The organism is Ruegeria sp. H6 (genome assembly GCF_056532975.1).
Map to the genome: position 1 here is coordinate 51,780 of NZ_JBQFOA010000005.1, position 22,202 is coordinate 73,981.

24 protein-coding genes are annotated in these 22,202 nt (G+C 59.4%); 7 read left to right on the top strand and 17 right to left on the bottom strand.

Annotated elements, in window-relative coordinates:
• Positions 1-41 precede the first annotated feature (41 nt).
• From ACR0AG_RS11065 to ACR0AG_RS11080, 4 genes are all read right to left on the bottom strand, one after another.
• A complete protein-coding gene (locus ACR0AG_RS11065; RefSeq protein ID WP_480838751.1) occupies positions 42-497 on the bottom strand; it encodes a YaiI/YqxD family protein in 456 nt (151 codons plus the stop codon).
• Entirely contained in the window at positions 494-1,951 is a 1,458-nt protein-coding gene (gene sthA, locus ACR0AG_RS11070) for a Si-specific NAD(P)(+) transhydrogenase (RefSeq protein ID WP_480838753.1), read from the bottom strand. The genes ACR0AG_RS11065 and sthA overlap by 4 nt, the downstream gene beginning before the upstream one ends.
• Before the next feature lie 3 nt (positions 1,952-1,954).
• Positions 1,955-2,788 carry an S-formylglutathione hydrolase gene (gene fghA, locus ACR0AG_RS11075; RefSeq protein ID WP_480838755.1) on the bottom strand — a complete coding sequence of 278 codons (834 nt, stop codon included), beginning with the start codon at positions 2,786-2,788 and terminating at the stop codon, positions 1,955-1,957.
• A 103-nt stretch (positions 2,789-2,891) separates the two neighbouring features.
• Positions 2,892-3,821, bottom strand: a complete 930-nt coding sequence (locus ACR0AG_RS11080; protein ID WP_480838757.1) for an AEC family transporter — start codon at positions 3,819-3,821, stop codon at positions 2,892-2,894.
• Between the two features lie 161 nt (positions 3,822-3,982).
• On the opposite strand from ACR0AG_RS11080, the gene ACR0AG_RS11085 reads away from it, so the two are divergent.
• From ACR0AG_RS11085 to ACR0AG_RS11095, 3 genes are all read left to right on the top strand, one after another.
• Positions 3,983-4,630, top strand: coding sequence for a TetR/AcrR family transcriptional regulator (locus ACR0AG_RS11085; protein ID WP_480838759.1), 648 nt, complete (start codon positions 3,983-3,985; stop codon positions 4,628-4,630).
• Between the two features lie 64 nt (positions 4,631-4,694).
• Complete coding sequence (rfbA, locus tag ACR0AG_RS11090; protein WP_480838761.1) at positions 4,695-5,570, top strand: glucose-1-phosphate thymidylyltransferase RfbA; 876 nt, start codon at positions 4,695-4,697, stop codon at positions 5,568-5,570.
• Between the two features lie 366 nt (positions 5,571-5,936).
• Complete coding sequence (locus ACR0AG_RS11095) at positions 5,937-6,629, top strand: sugar transferase (protein ID WP_480838763.1); 693 nt, start codon at positions 5,937-5,939, stop codon at positions 6,627-6,629.
• A 119-nt stretch (positions 6,630-6,748) separates the two neighbouring features.
• Here ACR0AG_RS11095 and ACR0AG_RS11100 read toward each other — a convergent pair whose 3' ends face one another.
• Positions 6,749-7,555: a mechanosensitive ion channel family protein gene (locus tag ACR0AG_RS11100; RefSeq protein ID WP_480838765.1), complete on the bottom strand. Its 807-nt coding sequence runs from the start codon at positions 7,553-7,555 to the stop codon at positions 6,749-6,751.
• 221 nt (positions 7,556-7,776) lie between these two features.
• Between ACR0AG_RS11100 and ACR0AG_RS11105 the strand changes: the two genes are divergently transcribed.
• Positions 7,777-8,475 carry a glutathione S-transferase family protein gene (locus ACR0AG_RS11105; RefSeq protein ID WP_480838767.1) on the top strand — a complete coding sequence of 233 codons (699 nt, stop codon included), beginning with the start codon at positions 7,777-7,779 and terminating at the stop codon, positions 8,473-8,475.
• A gap of 7 nt (positions 8,476-8,482) precedes the next feature.
• Here ACR0AG_RS11105 and ACR0AG_RS11110 read toward each other — a convergent pair whose 3' ends face one another.
• From ACR0AG_RS11110 to ACR0AG_RS11150, 9 genes are all read right to left on the bottom strand, one after another.
• Entirely contained in the window at positions 8,483-8,929 is a 447-nt protein-coding gene (locus ACR0AG_RS11110; protein ID WP_480838769.1) for a YtoQ family protein, read from the bottom strand.
• 82 nt (positions 8,930-9,011) lie between these two features.
• Entirely contained in the window at positions 9,012-11,408 is a 2,397-nt protein-coding gene (gene pheT, locus ACR0AG_RS11115) for a phenylalanine--tRNA ligase subunit beta (protein ID WP_480838771.1), read from the bottom strand.
• A gap of 78 nt (positions 11,409-11,486) precedes the next feature.
• Positions 11,487-12,290 carry a CE1 family esterase gene (locus ACR0AG_RS11120; protein WP_480838773.1) on the bottom strand — a complete coding sequence of 268 codons (804 nt, stop codon included), beginning with the start codon at positions 12,288-12,290 and terminating at the stop codon, positions 11,487-11,489.
• A gap of 193 nt (positions 12,291-12,483) precedes the next feature.
• Entirely contained in the window at positions 12,484-12,780 is a 297-nt protein-coding gene (locus tag ACR0AG_RS11125; protein ID WP_480838775.1) for a hypothetical protein, read from the bottom strand.
• A complete protein-coding gene (gene pheS, locus ACR0AG_RS11130; RefSeq protein ID WP_480838777.1) occupies positions 12,781-13,854 on the bottom strand; it encodes a phenylalanine--tRNA ligase subunit alpha in 1,074 nt (357 codons plus the stop codon).
• 70 nt (positions 13,855-13,924) lie between these two features.
• Positions 13,925-15,295 carry a glutamate--cysteine ligase gene (locus ACR0AG_RS11135; RefSeq protein ID WP_480838779.1) on the bottom strand — a complete coding sequence of 457 codons (1,371 nt, stop codon included), beginning with the start codon at positions 15,293-15,295 and terminating at the stop codon, positions 13,925-13,927.
• A gap of 66 nt (positions 15,296-15,361) precedes the next feature.
• Entirely contained in the window at positions 15,362-15,889 is a 528-nt protein-coding gene (locus tag ACR0AG_RS11140; RefSeq protein WP_480838781.1) for a hypothetical protein, read from the bottom strand.
• Entirely contained in the window at positions 15,886-16,659 is a 774-nt protein-coding gene (locus tag ACR0AG_RS11145; RefSeq protein WP_480838783.1) for a GNAT family N-acetyltransferase, read from the bottom strand. The genes ACR0AG_RS11140 and ACR0AG_RS11145 overlap by 4 nt, the downstream gene beginning before the upstream one ends.
• Positions 16,660-16,730: 71 nt before the next feature.
• The gene (locus ACR0AG_RS11150; RefSeq protein WP_480838785.1) at positions 16,731-17,456 is read right to left on the bottom strand and encodes a 16S rRNA (uracil(1498)-N(3))-methyltransferase; all 726 of its coding nucleotides are present in this window, start codon (positions 17,454-17,456) and stop codon (positions 16,731-16,733) included.
• A gap of 12 nt (positions 17,457-17,468) precedes the next feature.
• Between ACR0AG_RS11150 and ubiA the strand changes: the two genes are divergently transcribed.
• From ubiA to ACR0AG_RS11165, 3 genes are all read left to right on the top strand, one after another.
• Complete coding sequence (gene ubiA / locus ACR0AG_RS11155; RefSeq protein WP_480838787.1) at positions 17,469-18,431, top strand: 4-hydroxybenzoate octaprenyltransferase; 963 nt, start codon at positions 17,469-17,471, stop codon at positions 18,429-18,431.
• Between the two features lie 65 nt (positions 18,432-18,496).
• Positions 18,497-20,416: an OmpA family protein gene (locus ACR0AG_RS11160; protein WP_480838789.1), complete on the top strand. Its 1,920-nt coding sequence runs from the start codon at positions 18,497-18,499 to the stop codon at positions 20,414-20,416.
• Position 20,417: 1 nt separating this feature from the next.
• Complete coding sequence (locus tag ACR0AG_RS11165; protein ID WP_480838791.1) at positions 20,418-20,738, top strand: hypothetical protein; 321 nt, start codon at positions 20,418-20,420, stop codon at positions 20,736-20,738.
• A gap of 5 nt (positions 20,739-20,743) precedes the next feature.
• On the opposite strand, the gene ACR0AG_RS11170 is transcribed toward ACR0AG_RS11165, so the two are convergent.
• The 3 genes from ACR0AG_RS11170 to pgsA are packed head-to-tail and all read right to left on the bottom strand — an operon-like array spanning position 20,744 to position 22,106.
• The gene (locus ACR0AG_RS11170; RefSeq protein ID WP_480838793.1) at positions 20,744-21,187 is read right to left on the bottom strand and encodes a molybdenum cofactor biosynthesis protein MoaE; all 444 of its coding nucleotides are present in this window, start codon (positions 21,185-21,187) and stop codon (positions 20,744-20,746) included.
• Position 21,188: 1 nt separating this feature from the next.
• Positions 21,189-21,434 carry a molybdopterin converting factor subunit 1 gene (moaD, locus tag ACR0AG_RS11175; RefSeq protein WP_480518107.1) on the bottom strand — a complete coding sequence of 82 codons (246 nt, stop codon included), beginning with the start codon at positions 21,432-21,434 and terminating at the stop codon, positions 21,189-21,191.
• A 3-nt stretch (positions 21,435-21,437) separates the two neighbouring features.
• Positions 21,438-22,106, bottom strand: a complete 669-nt coding sequence (pgsA, locus tag ACR0AG_RS11180; RefSeq protein ID WP_480838795.1) for a CDP-diacylglycerol--glycerol-3-phosphate 3-phosphatidyltransferase — start codon at positions 22,104-22,106, stop codon at positions 21,438-21,440.
• Positions 22,107-22,202 lie beyond the last annotated feature (96 nt).

The window sequence follows — 22,202 nt, forward strand, 5'->3', positions numbered from 1 at the left end:
GAAGAGGCGCATCTATGATGCGTCGATGACGGGCGGGAGGGTCAGCCCTTTATGGCCGCTCTGAGTTCCCGCTCCAATGCATCCAGAAACCGGGATCTGTCGGCCTTGCTGAACGGTTTGCCACCGCCACCGGCACCCAAGGGGTTTGCCGCACGCAGGTCAGCCATCAGGTCTCGCATGGCCAGTTGCTGCCCTATATTGGCAGCTGTGAACGCCTCGCCGTTTGGGCGTAGCACCCGCGCGCCGGCCTCAACACATTTCGCCGCAAGCGGGATGTCCGACGTCACGACCACATCGCCCTCTCCGCAGCGTTCGGCGATCCATTTGTCCGCCTCATCCGCGCCTTCCGAGACGACCACGACCTGCACAAGGGGATTGGCCGAGGGTCGAAGCCCACCGTTTGACACCAGTGCCATTGGCACCTTGTGGCGGGTGGCGACCCGTTCGGCCTCGGCTTTCACCGGGCAGGCATCGCCATCGACATAGAGCGTGGTCACTCGGATTTCGCCTTTGTTTTGGCAGACCCGGCTGATTTCTTGCGTACTTTGAATTCTTCCGGAATGGGCATCCGGTTGAACGCGTCGAGCCCTGCGATTTTGTACGCCTCGGCCAGGGTCGGATAGTTGAACGTGTTCTGCACGAAATAATCCACGGTGCCTTTCAGGTTCAGCACCGCCTGCGCGATGTGGATCAGTTCGGTCGCGCCCTCGCCCACGATCTGCACGCCCAGCACCCGTCGGGTTTTGAGCGAGAACAGCATCTTCAGCATCCCATGCTCCAACCCCATGATATGCCCGCGCGAGGTTTCGCGGAATCGTGCGACACCCACCTCATAAGGAATGCCGCGTTCCTGCAACTCTTCCTCGGACATGCCGCAGGTGGACATCTCGGGTACCGAGTAAATGCCATAGGGATACCAAGGGCTTTCCGGCAGGGTCGGTGTCTCAAGCGCATGACAGGCCGCAACGCGTCCCTGCTGCAATGATGTCGACGCCAGCGAGGGATGCCCGATCACGTCACCCGTCGCGTAGATATGCGGGGCCGAGGTCTGATAAGTCTTGCGGTTTACGGTGATGCGGTTGCGGTGATCGGTTTCGATACCCACCGCATCAAGGTTCAAGCTCGCCGTGGCACCCATCCGACCGGCTGCAAACAGCAGCATCTCGGCGCGCACATGACGGCCATTTTCCAGCGTGACCTCGACATGACTACCGGCATCTTCGATCTTTTCAACGGCGGACCCCAGGCGCAGGTCGACGCCATTTTCCCGGATCTGATGAGTGAATTCATGGATCAACCGGCTGTCGATGAAATCCAGAAACGTGTCGCGCGGCTCGATCAATGTCACACGTACATCCAGGGCCGAGAACATGGTAGCATATTCCACGCCGATCACGCCCGCGCCGATCACCACGAGTGAGCGCGGGATTTCGGCCATCTCAAGAAAATCATCGCCATCCACAACAGTCTTGCCATTGAAGGGCACATAGTCCGGCCGATAGGTCCTGGTTCCGGTGGCAATCAGGAATTTGGCTGCCGTCAGACACGTGGTCTCACCTGCATCGGTGGCCACCTCGACCTCGTGTGGGCCCGTGAACCGCGCCAGACCGTTCAGGGTTTCGACGTGGTTGCGGTTGAACTGGTGCTCAAGCACATCGACCTCGTGATCCAGCGTCATGTGCAGACGTGCCTTGAGGTCATCGGCACGGATCTGATCCTTCACCCGGTACGATCGGCCATAGAAACTGCGTTCACGCCAGCCCGACAGGTTCAGAACCGTTTCCCGCAGGGTTTTGGACGGGATCGTCCCGGTGTGAACCGAAACGCCGCCCAGCCGATCCTTGCGGTCGATCACCAGAACCCGGCGTTGCAGCTTGCCTGCCTGGATTGCAGCCGATCGGCCCGAGGGGCCCGAGCCGATGATGATCAGATCATAGTCGTATTCGCTCATGCCTCAGTCTCCGTACAATGCCTCGGCGTGAAAGGTGATGTGGTCTTCCATGAAAGTGGAGACAAAGAAATAGGAATGGTCATACCCGGGCTGCAGCCGGTAGATCGCCTGCTGACGGCGTTCTGCGATGGCTTGCGCCAGGGCCTCGGGGCGCAGCAGGTCGATGAATTGATCGCTGGCGCCTGTGTCGATCAAAATCGGCCCGTCAAACCCCTTTTCCTTCATCAGCAGCGAGGCATCGTGCTTGGCCCATGCCGCCTGATCATCGCCCATATACGCGCCCAATTGCTTGCGACCCCAGTCCGCCCCGGTCGGGTTCGAGATCGGCGCAAAGGCCGACACAGACCGAAACCGCCCCGGCAGGTTCATCGCAAGCGTCAGCGCGCCATGCCCGCCCATCGAGTGGCCAGTGATGGCCTGCCGATTCGCGTCGATAGCAAAGTTTTCGACCAGCAATGCGGGGAGTTCTTCGGCGACATAACCCCACATGTTGAAATGCGGGGCCCAGGGTTCCTGCGTGGCGTTGACATAGAAGCCAGCGCCTTGACCCAGGTCATAATCCTCGTGATCAGCGACACCTTCGCCACGCGGCGAGGTATCGGGGAAGACAATTGCGATGCCCTGCTCGGTCGCCCAGGCCTGCGCACCGGCTTTGGTCATGGCATTCTCGTGCGTGCAGGTCAGCCCCGACAGGTACCACAAGACCGGCACTGGCCCGTCCTTGGCCTCGGCCGGCAGGAACAGGCCAAAGATCATGTCACACTGGCAGGCCGAAGATGCATGGCGATACACGCCCTGCACACCACCAAAACAAGCATTTTCCGAAAGCGTTTCCATCAGGCATCTTCCTTACGTTGGGTTTCAGCCATGGCTAACGACCCGCAGCGCTGGCGTAAAGTGCAGGAGCCTCCGGCGGGAGTATTTTTCGAAAAGGTGAAGGTCACAGCGCGCTGACCCAGGCGATTACGACCGGTACCGTCAGGATGCTGACCATCGTCGATAGCAGGATCGCGGCCGAGGCCCGATGCGGGGCCACGTTGTAATGCGCCGCCAGCATGTAGACGTTTCCGGCGACAGGCAAGGCAGCGGCAGAAATAGCGACGGCAGCCGGGAATGCTGCGATTGGGACCAGCCAGATCAGGGACACAGCAACAAATGCCGGGTGCGCGACCAGTTTGCAGAAACTCAGCCAGGCTGCGATCTGAACGCGTTCAGCGGACTTGCCCGCCAGCGACGCGCCAATAGCAAAAAGCGCGCCAGGTGTAGCAGCCCCACCCAGAATTGAGAGAAAGTCGTTTACCGGCTCGGGGACGGGCGCTTGCAGGGCAGACCACAACAGACCCAATGAGATCGAAACAATCATCGGGTTCTTCAAAAGCCCAAGTCCGATCAGGCGGAAGGTCGAAGCCGTCAATCGGCCATCCCTTCCGCTATTGATCAAAATTACAATCAGCGACGAGAAGATAACCAGATCGGTGGCCAGCACCAGCATAACGGGGCCGATGGCGGCTTCGGTGAACAGGATGGCCAGCATGGGCAGACCCATGAAGCCGACATTACCGATGGCGGCACATTGCGCCTCGACTGCGGCTGTCGGGATATCGAGACGCCGGAAATAGGCGACCGCCGTGGCCATCACATAGACCGCAAGCGTGCCGATCAAATATCCGATCACCAGCCGGATATTGAAGATTTCGGCAAAAGGCAGATTGGCTGCAAACCGAACCAGCTCGGCCGGGAGGGCAAAGTAGAAAACGAATTTGGTCAGATATGATGTCGCATCTTCGGTAAAAAACCGGCTGCGCCCAGCCCAGTAGCCCAGACCGATAATGGCGAAAAAGGGCAATGTACGCAGAAAGATATCGACCATGCGCCAAGTCGTATCACGGTTTTTGTTGCCCGCAAGTCTCGGCGCTGTGTCAACTTCTAAAATCCCAGCGAATGTAGCAATCGCAAGGCAAATGCCGAGAATCCTTGAAAGTGAACCGTTCGGTTTATAGGCTTGGGCCACAGGCACTACCAGGAGATGACATGACCCAAGCCGCAACCATTCTGCGCACTGGCCGGAAATTCGATCAGGTTCTGCAAGGCGCACGAGAGGTGTTCATGGCGGATGGGTTCGAAGGCGCCAGTGTCGATGACATCGCACGGGCCGCCGGAGTGTCGAAAGCTACGCTCTATAGTTATTTCCCCGACAAGCGCCTTTTGTTCATGGAGGTCGCCCAGACCGAGTGCAGCCGAATGGCCGATCATGTCATCTCGATGATTGATGAGACCAAACCTGCGCGCGAGGTTCTGACCATCGCAACCACGCAATTGACAGCTTTTCTGGTATCCGACTTTGCGCAACAGGTCTTTCGCATCTGCGTGGCCGAGCGTGAAAGGTTCCCCGAACTGGGTCACGCCTTTTATCAGGCCGGGCCAAAGAACGGCCAGCAGCACATGGCGGACTATCTGGAAAAAGCCGTCAGCAAGGGTGAGCTGGCCATTGACGACGTACAACTGGCCGCGGCGCAGCTTTCTGAACTGTGCAAGGTCCGCATCTGGAACCGTGCGGCGTTTGGCATTCAGAACACGTTCACGCAAGATGAAATAGACGATGTGGCCCGTCAGGCTGTGGACATGTTTCTGGCCCGATATGGGACATCGCAAAGCCACGCAGCCTCATCCGAGCTTTGACATTTTGCCCAAAAGGCGATGCTATCGGCCAAGCGGTCTAAACTGTCTTGAAGGGTAATTTTCAGTGACCAATCGTAAAGGTATCATTCTTGCCGGCGGATCAGGGACCCGTCTTTTTCCGATTACCGAGGGCGTGTCAAAACAGCTTCTGCCGATTTATGACAAGCCGATGATATATTATCCGCTGAGCGTTCTGATGCTTGGCGGCATTCGCGATATCTGCATCATCACAACGCCGCAGGATCAAGCACAGTTTCAACGCACGCTAGGCGATGGCAGCCAGTGGGGCCTTTCCCTGACCTATCTGGTTCAGCCCAGCCCGGACGGTTTGGCACAGGCCTATATCATTGCCGAAGACTATCTGAATGGATCACCCAGCGCGATGGTGTTGGGAGACAACATCTTTTTCGGGCATGGCCTTCCCGAACTTTTGGATGCCGCGGACCAATCAAGCCAGGCCGCCACCGTTTTTGGCTATCACGTCAAAGACCCACAACGTTATGGGGTTGTGGATTTCGATGAGAAAGATCGCGTCCGTGCGATCATCGAAAAACCGCAGAACCCGCCGTCGAATTACGCTGTCACCGGCCTCTATTATCTGGATGGAACGGCGCCCGAACGGGCCCGGTCCGTCCGGCCTTCGGCCCGGGGTGAGCTTGAGATCACTAGCCTGCTGGAGCTTTACTTGGCCGAGGACCAATTGAACCTGATGCGGATGGGCAGGGGCTATGCATGGCTGGACACGGGCACCCACGGAAGCCTGCTTGATGCGGGCAACTTTGTGCGCACCCTGCAAGACCGACAGGGTCTGCAAACCGGATGCCTGGAAGAGATCGGATTTCAGAACGGCTGGATCTCGCGCGAGGATCTAAATGACCGCGCCCGGGCATTGTCCAAAAACGGGTACGGGGAATATTTGTCGAATCTTACCCGTCAATAAGGCGCAAAATCGGTTCGAATTTCCACGCTGTGTGACACAGATCACTGCTTTGGTCGGCCTGATTCACCACTATTAATCAGGCCAATGCTGCAATTTCGGGCAGCGTTGAACTAGTATTGGAAACAATTCATCGGGCAACTTCAATTTTGTCCAAAATGTGACCAAAAACGTTCGGTCTTGTGGAACTGCTGTTTGTCGTAAGGGTTAAAATAGTGTAAACGTGAATCGAGAAAGAGGGGGGCCGACTTAGTCGGAAGATGGAATCTCTTTCCTGTTGTACCTATGTAAAGATATCGCCATTCAGGCGGTGTTTAGAAGTGAGTTAACGGTTAGGCCAATTGTTGGCTTTGGTTTGAAAGTAAAACAATGACGATTCAAGATACGAGTATCCCCGGTAAGGGAAGTCGGAGCGAAGTCGTTCCCAGAGTAGACAATTTCAAGTCAAAACCCGCCTGGATTTATCCCAAGCTGTTCAAACGTGTGACCGACATCGTTTTTGTCACATTGGCCCTGCCGATCGTGTTGCCCGTAGTGCTGATACTGGCTGCCGTGGTAGCAATGGACGGTTCTAACCCGTTCTATGGCCAGCGGCGGATCGGCAAAGGTGGCCGGGTGTTCACCATGTGGAAATTGCGCACGATGGTGCCCAATGCACACGATTTGCTGCAAGAGCATCTCAACCACAACATGTTGGCGCGACTGGAATGGGAAGCAACCCAGAAACTCAAGGATGATCCGCGTATCACCCCCTTTGGTCATTTTCTGCGCAAGACATCGCTGGATGAACTGCCGCAGCTGTGGAACGTCCTGATCGGAGAGATGAGCCTGGTTGGCCCTCGTCCGATGATGCCGGAACAACGTGACATGTACCCTGGAAACGCATGCTTTTCGCTGCGCCCGGGCATCACGGGATCCTGGCAGGTTTCCGAACGAAATGCCTCGACATTTGCAAGCCGGGCTGACTTTGACAACGCCTATGCCAAAGACCTGACCTTCCGCAACGATCTGGGCATCTTGTTTGCAACCGTTGGTGTCGTCGTAAAGGCCACCGGTTACTGAGCAATTCCTGACATCGGCGCCTTGCGCCGCAAAGGAACGCCATCACCAAATGAAACCGGCCCAGAGAAGCTCTGAGCCGGTTTGTTTTTCCATATGCTCTGCGAATGCAGAGCGTATCTTCAACCTTCTTTGTGGATTTCCACGGAGTGTGGGTACGGGATCGAGATACACTTGGCATCAAAGGCTTCTTTGATCGTTTTGGTTAGCTCGAATTTGACGTCCCAATAATCCGCCGCCGCGCACCACAGGCGTGCTGTCAGATCGACCGAGCTGTCACCCAGGTTTGTGACGCGCACCCAGGGTTCCGGGTCGCCGTGAATACGCGCATCGGCCTTGGCCACGTCCAGGATGACATTCATCGCGTCATCTGCACTGTCGCCATAATCGATGCCAAACACCAGATCGACACGGCGCGTGTCATGCGCGGAAAAGTTGGTGATCACAGACCCCCAAGCCTGACCGTTGGGCACGATGATCTGGACGTTGTCCGGGGTAACCAGCTCGGTCGTGAACAGGTTCAGGTCCTTCACGGTTCCAGCCGTTCCGCCGATATCCACATATTGACCCAGCTTGTAGGGGCGGAACACTACTAGCATCACACCGGCTGCCAAGTCGCTGAGCGTCCCCTGCAAAGCCAGACCGATCGCCAGAGACGCGGCACCCAGGATTGCAACGATGCTGGTCGCCTCGATCCCGAATATGCCCAGAACCGCCACAAAAACGATCGCCAAAAGCACCCATTTGACGAGGCTGGCAACGAAATTTCCCAATGTGGGATCGATATGTGGCGTGGCATTGATGCGGCGTCTGACCAGACCACTGATGGCCCCGGCAACAATCCACCCCAAAACCAGCACGATCAAGGCTTTGATCGCACTCATGATCAGCGGGGCAAATGCACCCACCTGCGTTGCAACTTCGTCCACGGGATTCTCCTTTACAGCAATGATACACCCACGGCCGTGGCGCGGGAATTGACCAAAGTGTGAGGCAAATCCGTGTTTCGGTCTAGGGGATTGATTCGCAGAGGTTTCCCCGCACCTGTTCCCAGGTAAACACCGGCTGACCGATCACGCACAGAATGAGACCTGACATCCGCGGATCAAATCGCCAAATTACACACAGATATCCGAAAACGGAGCTTACGATGCTGGACACGAACTCTTTCCCGATCATGGCCAAGTGGCCGCCACAGTCGCCTGATCTGCTGCAACTGTATTCTTTTCCCACACCAAATGGTGTCAAAGTTTCGATCATGCTGGAAGAAACCGGCCTGCCCTATGAGGCGCACAAAGTCACTCTGGCAGATGCCGATGTCAAAAGCCCCGAATTTCTTACCTTGAACCCGAACAACAAAATTCCCGCGATCATCGATCCGGATGGCCCCGGCGGACAACCGCTCACACTGTTCGAAAGCGGCGCGATCCTTCTTTATCTGGGTGAAAAGACCGGACAGTTCATTGGTCAGTCGCAGGCTGACAAATACCGCATCCTACAATGGGTGATGTTCCAGATGGGAGGCCTTGGACCGATGCTGGGGCAGCTGGGGTTCTTCCACAAATTCGCAGGCCGTGAGATCGAAGACCCCCGTCCGCGCCAGCGCTATGTCGACGAGGCCAAACGCCTGTTGAATGTGATCAACACGCAGCTCGATGGCCAGGATTGGATCGCAGGCGAGTATTCGATTGCCGACATGGCCATCGCACCCTGGCTGAACGCGCTGGATTTTTACGAAACCCGGGACGTTGTCGACTGGCACGAATTCTCGAACCTGGTCGCCTATCTCGACCGGTTCATGGATCGCCCGGCCGTGCAGCGCGGCAAACTCATCCCGCCACGCGACTGACGTACACTCAGCCCGGCAACGCGCTGGTCAGAACATAGCGCAGGATGTCCACAACCTGCGCCGGTTCTTCCGCCACGGCCAGCGCCGCGGCATCAACCTCTTTCAGCGCATGCTGGTGATCGGGGCCGTGCAACACGATGATGGATTTGCCCAAAGCCGCCGCATAACCCGCGTCAAAAGCCGCGTTCCACTGCTTGTATTTGTCGCCAAAGCGCACAACGACAACGTCGGCATCCGAGATGCCTTTCCGCGTTCGGATCGCATTGACCATCGCACCCTTGTGGTCGTGCCAGTATTTGTTCGGCTCGGCGCCCAAAATGGCCACACCACAATCATCGCTGGCGCCGTGATCGGTTACAGGGCTGTCGAATGTCACATTCAATCCTTGCGCGCCCTCGATGATCTGCTCGCGCCAATCCGTGTGAATCTCACCAGACAGATAAACTTTCAGCATGCCTATTGCTCCCATATGTAAAAGGGGCGCACTCGCCCCCTTCATCTTTTCCCAAATACTCCCGCCGGAGGCGGATGCAATCTTAGCCCCGCAGTGTGCCACCCGTGGCCTTGGCGACCTTCTCGACAATCTTGGCGCTGACTGCCTCGATGTCTTTCTCTTTCAGGGTCGCATCTGTGGGCTGCAAACGCACGGTGATGGCCAAAGATTTCTTGCCCTCTCCCACGCTGCCGCCGATGAATTCATCAAAAACACGCACACCTTCGATCAACGCTTTGTCGGCACCAGCTGCCGCGTTCACCAGCGTCAGAGCCTCGACGCTTTCGTCCACGACAAAGGCAAAATCCCGTTCGACCGCCTGCAGATCGCGCAACTCCAGCGCCGAACGGGTCGCGCCCGATTTACGTGGCATCGGAACTTCTTCCGGCCAGATCGTGAATGCCATCGCCGGTCCCTTGATATCCAAGGCCTGCAAGACACGCGGATGCAGCTCCCCAAACACGCCCAGCACCTTTTTGGGGCCCAAACAGATTTTGCCGTGACGGCCCGGATGCCACCAGGCCTCCCCATCGCGCATAATCTGAACCTTGGCAGGCGCGCCGATTGCGGCCAGCACCGCCTCGGCATCGGCCTTCGCATCGAACACGTCTACGGCACGGGACGCACCGTGGACGTCCTTTGGACCGCTCCGACCCACCAGCAGGCCGGTGATTTGAGTTTTCTGATCTCCGGGCTCTCCGTCATGGAACACCGGGCCAACCTCGAACAGGGCGACATCGGCAAATCCGCGCGCCTGATTGCGCGCGGCCGCTTGCAGCAAGCCGGGCAACAGATCGGGGCGCATATGGCTCATCTCGGACGAGATCGGATTTTCCAGTTGGGTCGCCTCATCCCCTCCCCCAAACAGAGCGGCCGAGGCCTGATCGATGAAGGTATAAGATACGCATTCATTGTATCCCAGCGCCGCACAGGTCCGGCGCGCCATCGACTGACGACGCTGCGCCGCGGTCATCACCGGTTTCGGGATACCAACCGTCACGCGTGGCAGAGGCTTACCCTGGAGTTTGGTCAGTGACGCGATCCGAGCCACCTCTTCCACCAGATCAGCCTCGCCCATGATATCGGGGCGCCAGCTGGGGACGTGGGCCATCTCCCCTTCCAGACGGAAACCAAGGCGCGTCAGGGTCTGGCGCTGCTCGCTTTCCGGGATGTCCATTCCAACCAACGACTGAACGCGCTCAGCATCCAGCTTATAGGCCCGCGCATGTTTCGGCGCTTTGCCGGCCTCAACCACAGTCGAGGCTTCGCCGCCGCAAATATCCAGGATCATTTGCGTCGCGTGTTCCAGTCCTTCCAGCGTGTATTCCGGGTCAACGCCCCGCTCGAACCGGTACCGCGCATCCGAGTTGATCTTGAGCGCGCGCCCGGTCAGAGCGATCTGAACATGATCCCAGAACGCGCTTTCGAGAAAGACGTTCACTGTCTCTTCGGTGCAGCCCGTTTCTTCGCCCCCCATGATCCCGGCGATCGACTCAGGGCCATTGTCGTCCGAGATCACCATCATGCCGGGCTGCAGCGTGTATTCTTTTTCGTCCAGCGCCACCAGCTTTTCGCCACCTTCGGCACGATGCACCCGCAGATTGCCCTGCATCTTGTCGGCATCGAACACGTGCAGCGGACGGTTGTGGTCAAAGGTCATGTAGTTGGTGATATCCACGAGGGCCGAGATCGGGCGCAGGCCGATGGCCTTCAATTGATCCTGCAACCATTGCGGACTGGGGCCATTCTTGACGCCCCGGATCAAACGCCCGGTAAAATGCGGCGCACCGTCCAGCGTGTCTTCGTCAATCGTCACCTTGATCGGGCTGTCGAAATCACCCGGCACAGGCACATAGTCCCGAACCTTCAGCTTGCCCAAGCCCCGCGCCGCCAGATCGCGCGCGATACCCGCCACGCCCAGCGCATCGGGGCGGTTTGGCGTGATGGCTATCTCGATCATCGGATCAACCTTCGAGGGGTCATTCTCTGCCAGCCAGTCCACGAACTGATCGCCCACAGCACCTGAAGGCAGTTCGATAATGCCGTCATGCTCGTCCGACAGCTCAAGCTCGCGCTCGGACGCCATCATGCCAAAGCTTTCGACACCCCGGATCTTGCCCACATTAATGGTGATATCCAGGCCGGGAATGTACATGCCCGGCTTGCAGACCACGACGGTGATGCCTTCGCGCGCGTTCGGTGCGCCGCAGATGATCTGCAAGTCGCCCTCATCGGTTTCCACCGTGCAAACCCGCAGCTTGTCGGCGTCAGGATGCTTTTCCGCGTGTTTCACATGGCCCAGCGTAAAGCCCGCCAACCGGTCCGCAGGGTTTACGATCTCTTCGACCTCAAGCCCAAGATCGGTCAGCGCCTCGGCGATCTCATCAACCGACGCATCCGTATCGAGGTGGTCTTTCAGCCAGGACAGAGTGAATTTCATTGCTCGGGGCCTTTTTTGGCAAATATCCGTTGGGCACAGGCAATGGCAAAGATTGCGCCAAGGTGCAAGCGCCGCGCGTCACGGATAGGTGGGGGTGCGGCCCAAAAGCTCGTCCAACTGCCGCCCGATCCATCCATGGGGGATGAAATGCCCACCCGGATGGGTGTCCAGCACCACCTGCCCCTGCGCGCAATCGGTCCATTCCACGCGGCTGAGGGTCAGGAACGGCTCAACGCTCCACTCCCCGCGCGGGGTCGCGCCGTTGCAGCGGTACTTCTGACGCCACAGCGACACCGGATACGTAGTGTCGCCGCCGGGACCAAAGGGAAAGTCCATCACCGTATCGTCCAGCCCATGCACATGGCGCACCTCGCGTGGGGCCTCGGGGCAGTCCTCGGTCTGGCGAATGCTGCCCGCGACGGCCAGCAACGCGGCGACATCATTGCCCGACTGGCAGACATAGCGCCACGCCATCGCACCGCCGAAGGAATAGCCCGAGACATAAATGCGTTCCGAGTCAACCGGATAGCGCTTGGCCACGTCTTCCAGCACCGTATCGGCAAAGGGCACGTCCCGCGTATCCGCGCGCCAAAAATCCCAACTTTTGCCCAACCCGTTTGGCGCCACCAGCAGCACTCCGCGCAGCTTGGTCGCCCCGGCAATACGCGGATGGTTCACCACCACAGTCCCCTGCCGCGCCCAGCCGTGGAAATGCAGCAGCACCGGCAGAGGCGTTTCGCCATCCCAGCCCTCGGGCTCCAACACATGGTACGAGCGGTCGCCGACCTCACAGGCCGTATCGCCATGGCAGTCGGATTTCCAAGGCCCCATGGCCAAGGCCGGGGTTGCAGTCAGCAGCAAAAGAAGCAGTCGATATATCATGCGCCCGACCGTAGCGAGACTTTCCGCGCTGTCACATAACATATCAGTGTAGGATGGGGTTCCACGCCACCTTTCTTCACCACACAAACGTAGGCCGGGCTTCAGCCCGGCAACCGAGGCATGGTGGGGTGAAACCCCACCCTACATCAGATCAATGCGCAAAGCCGCGCTATCGGCCTTTGCTCCGCACATTCTATTTCCGGAAATCTTTTAACAACCTTTTGGTTCTTTGCACCTGTTCCATTTGATTTTGGCGAAGTGCTGTTTGCTTCACCCATACTCTTCCAGCAATGCACACAAAGTGGAACGCAGGAAGAAACACAAATGCAACAAAGACAAGAACAACCAATTCAGAACCTGTAGACGCGGCCAGAAAAAAACCCGCAACAGACCCAAGGAAAATCCCAAAGATTTGCCATAGTCGAACGTTTTTGCAGCGCGTTTCACACCACTCAACATATTGATTCAAGTTGGCGATCACACCGAACACCTACCGGCTCAAACCACCATGCAGGTTCGGCATATCCAGCGCCGCAAACCCGTAGTGCCGCAGCCAGCGCAGGTCGGAATCAAAGAACGCCCGCAAATCCGGGATGCCGTATTTCAACATCGCCAGACGGTCGATGCCGATCCCGAACGCAAAGCCCTGATAGACCTCTGGATCAATACCACCAGCGGCGATCACCTTGGGGTGGACCATGCCGGACCCCAGAATCTCCATCCAGTCGTCGCCCTCGCCGATCTTCAGCTGACCGTTGTCCCAGGAACAGCGGATATCGACCTCGGCGGACGGTTCAGTGAAGGGGAAGTGCGAGGCGCGGAAGCGCAGTTCGACGTCGTCGACCTCGAAAAACGCCTTCACGAATTCTTCCAGAACCCATTTCAGGTTCGCCATCGAGATGTTCTTGTCGATGGCCAGCCCCTCGACCTGATGGAACATCGGCGTGTGGGTCTGGTCATAATCGGCACGGTACACACCGCCCGGACAGATCACGCGGATCGGAGCGCCCTGTTTCTCCATCGACCGGATTTGCACCGGAGAGGTATGGGTCCGCAGCACATGGGGCGGACGGTTATCGCCCTCGGCGCGGTGCATGTAGAACGTATCCATCTCTGCCCGCGCGGGGTGGTGGCCGGGGATGTTCAGGGCGTCAAAGTTATACCAGTCGGTCTCGACCCGCGGCCCTTCGGCCACGGAAAAGCCCAGTTCGGCAAAGATCGCCGTCAATTCCTCAGTCGCCTGGCTGACGGGGTGGATCGAGCCTTGGCGGCGCGGGCGGGTCGGCAAGGTAACATCCAGCCATTCGGTGCGCAGACGCTCATCCAGCGCGGCATTGGCCAGCGCGGATTTCTTGGCGGCCAGCGCCACGTTGATCTCGTCCTTCAGGGCATTCAGCGCAGGGCCAGCGACCTGGCGTTCCTCGGGCGTCATCTTGCCCAGCTCGCGCATCTTCAGCGCGACCTCGCCTTTTTTGCCCACAGCCGCAACACGGATCGCCTCAAGCGCGTTCTCGTCACCGGCCTCGGCGATTTGGCCCAGATATTTTGCCTTAAGATCGTCCATGACGCCCTCTGAATTTGGTCGCCAACCTGCTATCGGCCCCGCCCCGCGAATGCAAGCGGGACGGCTGCGATCAATAGCTGTATTCGGGGAAAACCCGCGTCAGGTCACCATTCCAGTCGCCATTGTAGTGTTCCAGCAACTCATCCGCCGGAACCGCGCCCGTTTCGATACTGTCCTTGAGCGCGTTCAGGAAGTGCGTCTCATCCTGTACCAGACCACCTGCGCCCGGACGCGCGCGTGCGGCAAGACCGGCCTCGGCAATGGACACCACCTCGCGCGCCAGATCGTGCATGTTGATGTGACCCACCTGCGCTTGCAGACCATCTTTGGCGGCTTCAACCCGCAGCGCCTCGCGCGTTTCGGCATCCCAGCCTTTGACCAGATCCCATGCCGCATCCAGCGCGGTCTGATCATAGGTCAGGCCCACCCAGAACGCAGGCAGAGCGCACAGACGCCGCCACGGGCCGCCATCGGCGCCGCGCATCTCCATGAACTTCTTGATGCGAGCTTCGGGGAAGGCGGTGGTCAGGTGGTCGGCCCAATCGGACAGGGTGGGCGTTTCACCGGGCAGCGCGGGCAGCTTGCCCTGCAGGAAATCGCGGAAGGACATGCCCAAAGCGTTGATATATTGGCCGTCGCGATAGACGAAATACATCGGCACATCGAGCGCGTATTGCACGTAACGCTCAAAACCAAAGCCGTCTTCGAACACAAAGGGCAGCATGCCCGTTCGCGCGTCGTCCAGATGCCGCCAGATATAGCTGCGCCAGCTTTTCTGGCCATTGGGCTTACCCTCAAAGAACGGAGAGTTCGCGAACAGGGCCGTCGCCACCGGCTGCAAAGCCAGCGCCACGCGCAGTTTCTGCACCATGTCGGCCTCGGACCCGAAGTCGATGTTGACCTGAACGGTACATGTGCGCCGCATCATGGCGCGGCCCATGGTGCCGACTTCTTCCATGTAGTCGTTCATCAGCCGGTAGCGCCCTTTGGGCATCAACGGCATCTCGTCATGGGTCCAGATCGGGGCCGCGCCCAGTCCGATGAAACCCACGCCGATCTCATCGGCGATGTCCTTCACCTCGCGCAGATGGGTGTTCACCTCGTCGCAGGTCTCATGGATCGTCTCAAGCGGAGCGCCCGACAGTTCCAGCGCGCCGCCGGGTTCAAGACTGACATTTGCACCGTCTTTCTCAAGCCCGATCAGGTGACCCGCTTCGCGCACCTCGGCCCAGCCGTGGCGATCGCGCAGGCCTTCGAGCACAGCGACGATCGAGCGTTTGCCTTCAAACGGCAACGGCTTGAGCGTGTCCTTGCAATAGCCGAACTTTTCATGCTCGGTCCCGATACGCCAATCATCCTTGGGCTTGCAGCCCGATTCCAGATACTCGGCAAGTTGTTCGTGGCGTTCGATCGGTCCGCCGCCGGACTGGGGGATGGACATGTGACCCGTGCTCCGATCCTGATGTGTCTCTCGATTGGCCAGTGGTGGTCGCAAATGCGCCCGGTGTCAATGCAGCCTGAGATTGGCAGGCCGCGAGGGGTGACGCTCCCAAATGACAACCGGAAGGACCGCGCCACCGTTTAATTCCGTCAACATTTGCTCGGTTTTCAGGCCGGGCAGGCTGGAGAACACGTCAAACAGCGCCTCGGCCCCTTCTGCGTTCACCGGAATGTGAAGCGTCGGCTGCCCTGGCTGGTCCAACACCCAGTGCGCCGGGTTCGATGTCGGGTCCAGCGCCAGACGTTCGATTTCGCGCGTCGCAACAATTCCACCATCCAACGGCCCCAGATAGGTGATCTGGCCTTCGTCCACGGTCACGACGCCGGGACCACCCGCGCCCAGACGAAACCGGGCGCGCTGAACGCCAACCACCGCCAGGGCCATCGCAATCGCGACCAGCACATATCCCAACCAACCCAGCAATCCGCCCGGCCCGCTGATCCAGCTGAGCCCCAAAAGCAGAACAAAGCCCGCCGCCAGCACCTCGCGCCAGCGCCAAAGCGCCAGTTTGGCTTCGGGTCGAATGAAACTCATGCCGGATCCTCCGGGTTCTTGAACAGTATCAACGAGAACTGACCCGCAGGTCGGAACCCGATTCCGATATAGGCACGCGCTGCCGCATCAGAAGCGGCAAAGAGAACAGATTGTGAAACCCCAGCCGCTTTGGCCTGCATCAGGTGCATGGCAACCGCCAGCCTTCCATAGCCGCGTCCGCGCAATTCCGGCAGAGTATAGACGCCGCCAACCTGCACGATCCCGGGCAGGCGCGCGTTGAAGCCGGTCATGGCCACGGGCTGACCGTTCAGCACCAGCGCCCGGTGCGAGTCGCGCTTGATATAAGCCACAATGTCATCGGCGGCCTGCCCGCGGGCCCGGTCGGGATCAAAATCCATGGCCTCAACCAGATACCGCTGCCGCCACTCTTCAGAGATTTTCCGGTCAAGATCACACAGTGGCACAAGCGTGGCCCCGGTTGTGTCTGTAACAATTAGGTCGTCAAGGTTCAGCTTGAAACCGGGCTCATCACTGTTGAGCGTTGCGGGTCGATCCTCCCACCCGGCCAGATGCATGATGCGGCGGGCTTGCCCGGCCTCGGCCGCGATACCAAACAGCTTGTGCCCGCGGATCAGGTCGATGACGGCGGTCAGCTCGGCATCCATACAATCCGGGCATTGCGGCAAAACCATACCTTCGTTGGTCATGGCGAACACCGCCCGCAGGTCATCGCCCAGGACCCAGACGTTCAGAGATCGGTGATGCGGGCCGTGCAAGCCAAAATCGCGCAGGTTGGCGAGCGGGAACATCGAACTCTGCACGTGCCGGTACAGGAACGCTTCAATCTGCGGTACGTCACTTTCACAGGCGAAACGCCACATCAGACCCAATCCCCAAGCGCCTGCTGCCACAGCGTCATGGCCGCCACCGCAGCTGTGTCGGCCCGCAGAATGCGAGGGCCAAGACTGACCACATGGGCATAGGGCAACGCGCTGAGCCGTGCGCGTTCGCGGTCAGAAAATCCGCCTTCCGGGCCGATCAGAATAGCCCATGGCTGACCTTTTTCAGTCGCGGCAAGGCGCAAGGCCGATCCAACCTCGGCCTCATCACAAAACATCAACTGGCGACCGTCGGGCCAGTCATCCAGTATCCGATCCAACCGTTGAAGATCGGCGACCTCGGGCACATAGGTGCCGCCGCATTGTTCCGCCGCATCTACCGCATGCGCCTGCAGACGGTCCTGCCGGATACGTTCGGAATTGGTGAATTCGGTCTGAACCGGCAGGATACGGGCCGCGCCCATTTCTGTCGCCTTTTCAACGATGAAATCCGTGCGCGCCTTTTTGATCGGCGCAAAAAGCAGCCAAAGATCAGGCGGCAGCTGCAACACTTTGGTCTGCGCGACGCAAGCCAGCGTGCCGCCCCGCTTGGAAGCCGCCACAACCTCGGCTAGCCATTCGCCGTCCTGCCCGTTGAACAGGGCAACATGCCCACCCGTGCTCAGCCGCATGACGCCGAACAGGTAATGGGCCTGATCGCGCGTCAATTCTACCGATTGCCCCGGACCCAAAGGGTGCTCTACATACAGTCTGATCTTTGCACTCATGAGACCTTACATATGCAAGGCAATGCCCCAACACCAGACGGTCAGGTCGCCGATGCGGTCACCGGAAACTGGGTCGACACATACGCCCCGGCCTTTGCCCGCCCTTATCTGAGGCTCAGCCGGGCCGACAGGCCCATCGGAACATGGCTTTTGCTGCTCCCCTGCTGGTGGGGGCTGGCGCTAGCGATCTTCAGCGGGGGCGATCCGCGCTGGGGCGATCTGTGGATTGCCGTCGGCTGCGCCATTGGCGCGTTTCTGATGCGTGGCGCAGGGTGTACGTGGAATGACATCACCGACCGTGACTATGACGGAAAGGTCGAGCGCACGCGATCCCGCCCGATTCCATCTGGCCAGGTCAGCGTGCGTCAGGCTGCGATCTGGATGATCCTGCAATGTCTGCTGGCGCTTGCGATTCTCTTGACATTCAATCGCGCGGCAATCGCGATGGGTGTCCTGTCATTGTTGCCGGTAACCATCTATCCCTATGCCAAGCGCTTTACCTGGTGGCCGCAGGCGTTTCTGGGTTTGGCGTTTAACTGGGGTGCATTGCTGGCCTGGGCCGCGCATAGCGGCACGGTTGGATGGCCCGCAATCACGCTCTACCTGTCGGGCATCGCCTGGACCCTGTTCTATGACACGATCTATGCCCATCAAGACGCCGAGGATGACGAGCTGATCGGCGTCAAATCCACCGCGCGCCTCTTTGGCAAGGACACCGCCCGGTGGCTTAAATACTTCCTTGTGGGCACGGTTGCCCTGATGGGGCTGGCCATCATTGACGCCGGCATACCCAATGCCTCGTTCCTGGCCTTGCCCGTGGCGCTTGTGGGGCCGTGGGCGATGGGGTGGCACATGGCCTGGCAATTGCGCGGGCTAGACACGGAAGATAACGCCAAGCTGTTGCAACTGTTCCGGGCGAACCGGGACACCGGCCTTATTCCGCTCATCTTCCTCTGCGTCGCGCTGCTGCTCTGATTGCACCCGCGCGCGCGGCGCTATATGCATTCGGCTCAACCGCCTGAGGAGACTCGGTTCAACCCATGCGACTGCCTTACTCCATCGCTGTCATCGTGATCTTTGCAGTGTCGATTGCCCTGTCACTGGTCGGGGCCGGATTCGCAGTCACCAAGATCGAGGAAGCCTCGGAAACGGCAGTGCGCCGGGCGCTGAACCTGGCAGGCCATGACTGGGCCGAGGTTCAATCCGACGGATTGCGCGTGGTTCTGACCGGGACAGCCCCGGATGAAGCAACGCGCTTTAACGCCCTGACCGCCGCAGGCACCGAGGTCGACACATCCCGAGTGATCGACGAAATGCAGGTCGCGCCCTCGGAAATCCTGACCGCGCCCAAGTTTTCGGCCGAGATCTTGCGAAACGACAGCGGCATCTCGGTCATCGGGTTGATCCCCAGCAGCGCGGATCGCGACGCCTTGATGGCGCGCCTGCAACGGCTGGACTCGGATTCGCCGGTTTCCGACCTGATGGAAAGCTCGGACTATCCCAAACCGGAAGGATGGGATGAGGCGATGGATTATGCGATTACCGCACTGTCCGACCTGCCCCGCGCCAAGATCTCGGCCAGCCCGGGTTTGGTGCGGATCACTGCCATCGCGGACAGCCAGCAGGAAAAGGACCGGCTGGAACAGAACCTGACGCGTGCAGCCCCACCGAATCTGCGCATCGGATTGGCCATCTCGGCACCGCGCCCGGTGATCACGCCCTTTACCCTACGGTTTTTGATTGAGGACGGCGTTGGCACCTTCGACGCCTGTTCGGCACAGGATGAAGAGGCGCGCGATGCCATCGTCGCCGCCGCGCAAACGGCCGGGCTGACCGGTCCTTACACCTGCACCATCGGCTTAGGCGTGCCCTCGCCGCGATGGGCCGCGGCCGCAGAGGAAAGCATCGCTGCCCTGGCTGAACTGGGGCAAGGCTCTATCACGTTGTCAGACGCGGATATCACGCTGGTCGCCGGACAAGGCACCAACCCGACCCTGTTTGACCGGGTTGTGGGTGAGTTGGAGAACGCCCTGCCCGACGTCTTCGCCCTACACGCTGTGCTGCCGGAACCCGAAGCCGAAGATCCAAGCGGCCCGATTGAGTTCACTGCAACGCTCAGCCCCGAAGGCCTGGCGCAATTGCGCGGTCGCGTGGGCGATGAAACCCTGCGCGAAATGTCCGACAGCTTTGCCCGCGCCGCCTTTGGCTCGGACCGGGTCTATACGGCCACGCGCATTGCGCCGGACCTGCCCGCGGATTGGCCCATCCGTGTTCTTGCGGGGCTTGAGGCGCTGTCGGTGCTGCACAATGGCGTGCTGACCGTTACGCCCGACACGGTCGAGCTGTCGGGTATAAGCCATGATGAACGGGCCCGCCCGTTTATCGCAGGGCTGCTATCGGAAAAACTGGGCGATGCGCAGGACTTTACCTTGTCGATCACCTATCAGGAGCCACCCGAACCCGAAGACGCCCTGCCCGACCCGGAACAATGCGAAGCACAGATCGCCGAAATTCAGGCCCGCAGCAAAATCGCGTTCGAGCCGGGCTCGGCCACGATTGCGGCGGATTCGCGGGACATAGTGAACCAGATAGCCGATATCTTGCGCGACTGCGGCCCAATCCGCCTTGAGATTCAGGGCCACACCGACAGCCAGGGCCGCGAAGAGATGAACCAACAGCTGAGCCAGGCGCGGGCGCAATCGATTCTGAACGAACTGCGCGGTCGGCGCATTCCGACCTCTAGCTATGCCGCGGTCGGGTACGGAGAAACGCAACCCATCGCCGACAACGATACCGAGGAAGGCCGTGAGGCGAACCGTCGGATCGAGTTTCGCCTGATCAGGCCAGAACCGATTGAGGCCACCGAAACAGCGCTTGAAGCGCTAGAGGCTTCGTCTGAAGGCGAAGAGGCCGAACCAACGGACGAGGCCGCGCCGGACGCGGAAGCAGAGGACCAGTGAGTTGAACAGAACAGAATTCATCATCGCGACAGCCGTCATCCTGTTCGGGGCCTTCTGCATGGGCTGGTTCGCCAACTGGCTGGCCCATCGCCTGTCCCGCGTCCGCCAAAGCGACGTGGCCGATCTGGACCGCATGAGCCAGGAGTTGCACGAAGCCGAGGAAACCCGCGATCAGGCGATCACCTATCTGCAACAGCGCGAAGCGGAACTGACCAACCAACTGACGCAGACCGAGGCTGAACTGAACGCTGCCATGGACGGTTTGCGCGCAGCCCGGCAAGAGGCCGAAGAACTGCGCGGTCGGATCAACAACGCGGACTAAACCCGTTACCAACGGGTCAGCGCGTCTTCGTCTTCATCCTTGGCCGCGACCCATTCCGCACCGGAATGCGTGATCTCTTTTTTCCAAAACGGCGCGCGGGATTTCAGGTAATCCATCAGGTATTCCGCCGCCTCGAACGCATCCTTGCGATGTGGGGCAGCGGTGGCAACCATCATGATCCGGTCCCCCGGCGCAAGACGCCCGTGGCGGTGGATCACCAATACATCACCTAGCGACCAACGTTCCTGCGCCTCTTGCGCGATCTTGGTCAGCGCGCGTTCGGTCATGCCCGGGTAATGCTCGATCTCCATCACGTCCAGATCGCCCGAGGCCAGATCGCGCACGACGCCGGTGAAGGTCACAATCGCCCCATTGGCCTCATCCCCGGCGGCAAAGGCATTGGCCTCGGCCCCCAGATCAAAGGCATCTTCCTGAACGACAATGCGCATCTTAGCCGCCTGTCATGGGCGGGAAAAAGGCCACCTCGCGCACGCCCGTCAGCGGGGCGTCGAAATCCGAAAGCTCTTGATCAAGCGCCACGCGCAGTGCCGACAAATCGGCAAACGCCGCGGCATAGCGATCTTCGCGCGCGCTGAGCTCGGCCACCAGATCATTGACTGTGGCGGCCTGGGTTTCGACCTTTTCTTTCGGCAGGCCGATCCGTTCGCGCACCCAGGCGAAATACAGGACATCCATCGCTCAGCTCTCCTTCAGGTGGGGCATGGCTTTACGTAGGTAGTCGTAGCCCGTGATCAATGTCAGCGTGGCCGCAATCCACAGCAACCACAAGCCAATGTGACCGGCCCAATACATACCCCGCAAATGCCAGAGCAGATGGTTCACATCCTCGACCTCTCCGGTGATGACCTGTTGGACCAAAGCCTCATCCATTCCGAATGTGGACATCACCGCGTAATGTTCGAAAATCCCCTGCGAGAAAAGGACCGCAATCGCAACCATCTGCGCGGTCGTTTTCCACTTGGCCAGCTTGGTAACCTTCAACGTCCCCGCCGTGTCGCCCAGATACTCGCGCAGGCCCGAGACAAAAACCTCACGGAACAGGATAACCGTCGCCGGCAGCACCAGCCAGGGCGTCCAACTGTCCTGTGAGTAACCCACAAGGATCATCAGCGCGATCACCACCATCGCCTTGTCGGCGATCGGGTCCAGCATGGCGCCGATTTTGGTTTCCTGCTTCCAGGCGCGCGCCAGGTAGCCGTCAAACCAATCGGTAATCGCGGCAGAGAGGAACAGGATCAGGGCGAACCAGTCCGCATAGGGCCGGGTGAAATACAGGAACATCACGGCCAGACCGGGGGCGGCCAGCAAGCGCAATACAGTCAGGATATTGGGCAAGTTCCACTTCATTGTCTGGACATTACAGCGACGGTTCCGGACATAAAAGATGGCGCGGCAATTTTCTGGCCCGATCACAGATGCTTGCACCGAGGAACGTCAAAGCGT

Coding starts and splice junctions, on each gene's coding strand:
- ACR0AG_RS11095 (WP_480838763.1), top strand. CDS start 5,937: ATGACGATTCAAGATACGAGTATCCCCGGTAAGGGAAGTCGGAGCGAA.
- ACR0AG_RS11120 (WP_480838773.1), bottom strand. CDS start 12,290: ATGATATATCGACTGCTTCTTTTGCTGCTGACTGCAACCCCGGCCTTG.
- ACR0AG_RS11140 (WP_480838781.1), bottom strand. CDS start 15,889: ATGAGTTTCATTCGACCCGAAGCCAAACTGGCGCTTTGGCGCTGGCGC.
- fghA (WP_480838755.1), bottom strand. CDS start 2,788: ATGGAAACGCTTTCGGAAAATGCTTGTTTTGGTGGTGTGCAGGGCGTG.
- pheT (WP_480838771.1), bottom strand. CDS start 11,408: ATGAAATTCACTCTGTCCTGGCTGAAAGACCACCTCGATACGGATGCG.
- ACR0AG_RS11145 (WP_480838783.1), bottom strand. CDS start 16,659: ATGTTCCCGCTCGCCAACCTGCGCGATTTTGGCTTGCACGGCCCGCAT.
- ACR0AG_RS11080 (WP_480838757.1), bottom strand. CDS start 3,821: ATGGTCGATATCTTTCTGCGTACATTGCCCTTTTTCGCCATTATCGGT.
- sthA (WP_480838753.1), bottom strand. CDS start 1,951: ATGAGCGAATACGACTATGATCTGATCATCATCGGCTCGGGCCCCTCG.
- moaD (WP_480518107.1), bottom strand. CDS start 21,434: ATGGATGTCCTGTATTTCGCCTGGGTGCGCGAACGGATCGGCCTGCCG.
- pheS (WP_480838777.1), bottom strand. CDS start 13,854: ATGGACGATCTTAAGGCAAAATATCTGGGCCAAATCGCCGAGGCCGGT.
- ubiA (WP_480838787.1), top strand. CDS start 17,469: ATGCAAGGCAATGCCCCAACACCAGACGGTCAGGTCGCCGATGCGGTC.
- ACR0AG_RS11150 (WP_480838785.1), bottom strand. CDS start 17,456: ATGAGTGCAAAGATCAGACTGTATGTAGAGCACCCTTTGGGTCCGGGG.
- ACR0AG_RS11170 (WP_480838793.1), bottom strand. CDS start 21,187: ATGCGCATTGTCGTTCAGGAAGATGCCTTTGATCTGGGGGCCGAGGCC.
- ACR0AG_RS11160 (WP_480838789.1), top strand. CDS start 18,497: ATGCGACTGCCTTACTCCATCGCTGTCATCGTGATCTTTGCAGTGTCG.
- pgsA (WP_480838795.1), bottom strand. CDS start 22,106: ATGAAGTGGAACTTGCCCAATATCCTGACTGTATTGCGCTTGCTGGCC.
- ACR0AG_RS11110 (WP_480838769.1), bottom strand. CDS start 8,929: ATGCTGAAAGTTTATCTGTCTGGTGAGATTCACACGGATTGGCGCGAG.
- ACR0AG_RS11105 (WP_480838767.1), top strand. CDS start 7,777: ATGCTGGACACGAACTCTTTCCCGATCATGGCCAAGTGGCCGCCACAG.
- ACR0AG_RS11135 (WP_480838779.1), bottom strand. CDS start 15,295: ATGTCCATCCCCCAGTCCGGCGGCGGACCGATCGAACGCCACGAACAA.
- ACR0AG_RS11085 (WP_480838759.1), top strand. CDS start 3,983: ATGACCCAAGCCGCAACCATTCTGCGCACTGGCCGGAAATTCGATCAG.